General features: G+C 46.8%; 2 protein-coding genes. One reads left to right on the plus strand and one right to left on the minus strand.

The window, feature by feature from the left end:
• Positions 1-208: 208 nt before the first annotated feature.
• The gene (locus Q338_RS12370) at positions 209-1,039 is read right to left on the minus strand and encodes a helix-turn-helix transcriptional regulator (protein WP_034296004.1); all 831 of its coding nucleotides are present in this window, start codon (positions 1,037-1,039) and stop codon (positions 209-211) included.
• A gap of 117 nt (positions 1,040-1,156) precedes the next feature.
• On the opposite strand from Q338_RS12370, the gene Q338_RS12375 reads away from it, so the two are divergent.
• Positions 1,157-1,993: a cysteine hydrolase gene (locus Q338_RS12375; RefSeq protein ID WP_034296006.1), complete on the plus strand. Its 837-nt coding sequence runs from the start codon at positions 1,157-1,159 to the stop codon at positions 1,991-1,993.
• Positions 1,994-2,164 lie beyond the last annotated feature (171 nt).

The following is a 2,164-nucleotide window of genomic DNA, read 5'->3' on the forward strand; positions in this document are numbered from 1 at the left end:
AATATTGTGAATGTCGGCTGAAAATAAAAAAAGCTGGGCAAAATCCCAACTGTGTGAACCGCGTGGGCAACGAGTTGCCCACCCTACGCTTGCTTCATTCGCAAGCATGGTCAATAAAATCAAGCCATCAATCTGATGAACACAGGTTATAAAATTTCAACATGGATTTGTGGCGTGCAGGCTGTCTGTACGCCATGAATTTTTTCTTTTATCTCAATAACATAGTCTGCCAAGTTTGCAACCATTCCTTGGGTGTTTGCCCCAATTTACGCACAAACACGCGCGTTAAAGCCGCATTGTGGCTGTATCCCACCTTTTCCGCCGTCAAAGCCACCGACAAGCCGCGCCGCAACCACATTTGCGCCACCTGAATGCGCCAATTTGCCACATACTCCATGGGCGAAACCTTCATCATCTCCTTGAAATAAGGCACAAATTTGGCGCGCGACATACACGCCTGTTCTGCCATCGTGTCCACATGCCAATCCCATTCGGGGTGCTGATGAATGTTGATGAGCAAAGGCGCAAGGCGACTGTCGGTCAAACCGCGCAACAAGCCAATTTGTAGCAAATTGTTTTGCAAACAAAAACGCAGCACCTGTATCATCAAATACGCACTCAAATGTTGCATGGCTGCCTGAAAACCACATCGCGTGGCTTGATGTTCCTGAAAAATGCTTTGCGTGATGTGGTTCAAATGCCCATTTTGGTTTAAATACAAAGGGATAATCCGATTTAAACCATCAATCAAAGGGTTGCACACCTGTTCACCAAAATCAAAATCAATGCACAACACGCTCAAATCGTCCGACAAAGGCTGAATGCTGTGCAGGCAGCCACTGGGCGAAAACAACACACAAGGCTCTTCAATCAACAAAGGCGTGTGCTGATTGTGATTGACCATGCAGCGACCCCGTTCAATCAAATGCAAATAGCCTTTATTGGGTTCATCAAATTGCCCCGTTCGGCACAACAATCCCTTAAAAAAAACGTGTGTGCGAAACGGAAAATGGGTAAACAAATGGGTAATCGCGTCCATAAAAAATCAATTCGGTTAAAAAAAGCAGACGTTCGGTTAAAACAACAAAGGCGGCAATCATTATACTTCGTCCCAGTTTTTCATGTGATTAAACCCTTAAATGGAAGGAACAAACAAATGGCTAACGAAAAAACCGAACAAATCAACGAACAACGCCGTGCTGCTTTGGGGGGCGGTGCCAAATTGGCAATGGCTGCCAGCGTGTTGGGTGCAATGGGCATTAGCGCATCAGCGCAAGCCGCACCTGCCAAAAAAGGCAATATTTATGCCGAACCCGCACAATATGGCTTAAAACGCCCTGGTATGAAAATTGACCCCAATCGCGTGGCTTTGGTGGTGGTGGACCCACAAAACGACTTTTTGAGTCCCAATGGCGTGATGTGGGAAGTGCTGAAAGACAGCATTCAAGAAAACAACACCGTTGAAAACATTGAAACATTGTTTAAGGCAGCCAAAGCCGTAAACATGCCCGTGATTGTGTCGCCCCACTACTACTATCCCACCGACCACCAATGGGAATTTATGGCACCAGGCGAAAACTTCATGCACAGCACCAATATGTTTGCCCGTAAAAGCGCGTATTCCATGGACGGCTTTGAAAATTCAGGCGCAGACTTTGTAGAACGCTACAAACCCTATATTTTTGACGGACAAACCACCATTGCCTCGCCCCACAAAATTTTCGGGCCCGAAACCAACGATGTCGTTTTGCAACTGAGAAAACGCAAAATTGACCAAGTGATTTTGGCAGGCATGGCAGCCAACTTGTGCATTGAATCGCATTTGCGCGAATTGGTGGAACAAGGCTTTGAAGTGGCGGTGGTAAAAGACGCAACCGCAGGACCTCGCATTCCAGAGGGCGACGGCTATTTGGCGGCATTGGTCAATTACCGCATCATCGCCAACGATTTGTGGACAACCGCCCAAGCTGTACAAAAAATGGGTGCGCGATAAAAACAGACATTTTCAGGCAGCCTGAACGCGAAACGTGGCGTTGCGCCGCCACACCCACGCTAGGGGTGTGTGGCACATTTCAGGCAGCCTTTCAGTACACGACAAAAAAAGTACAATAAAAAAAGAAGTCCGCATCAATTCAGTGGTATCGTATTAATTTTCTCACGACTA

It is taken from the genome of Alysiella crassa DSM 2578 (assembly GCF_000745955.1).
Taxonomy (GTDB): Bacteria; Pseudomonadota; Gammaproteobacteria; order Burkholderiales; family Neisseriaceae; genus Simonsiella; species Simonsiella crassa.

Coding starts and splice junctions, on each gene's coding strand:
- Q338_RS12370 (WP_034296004.1), bottom strand. CDS start 1,039: ATGGACGCGATTACCCATTTGTTTACCCATTTTCCGTTTCGCACACAC.
- Q338_RS12375 (WP_034296006.1), top strand. CDS start 1,157: ATGGCTAACGAAAAAACCGAACAAATCAACGAACAACGCCGTGCTGCT.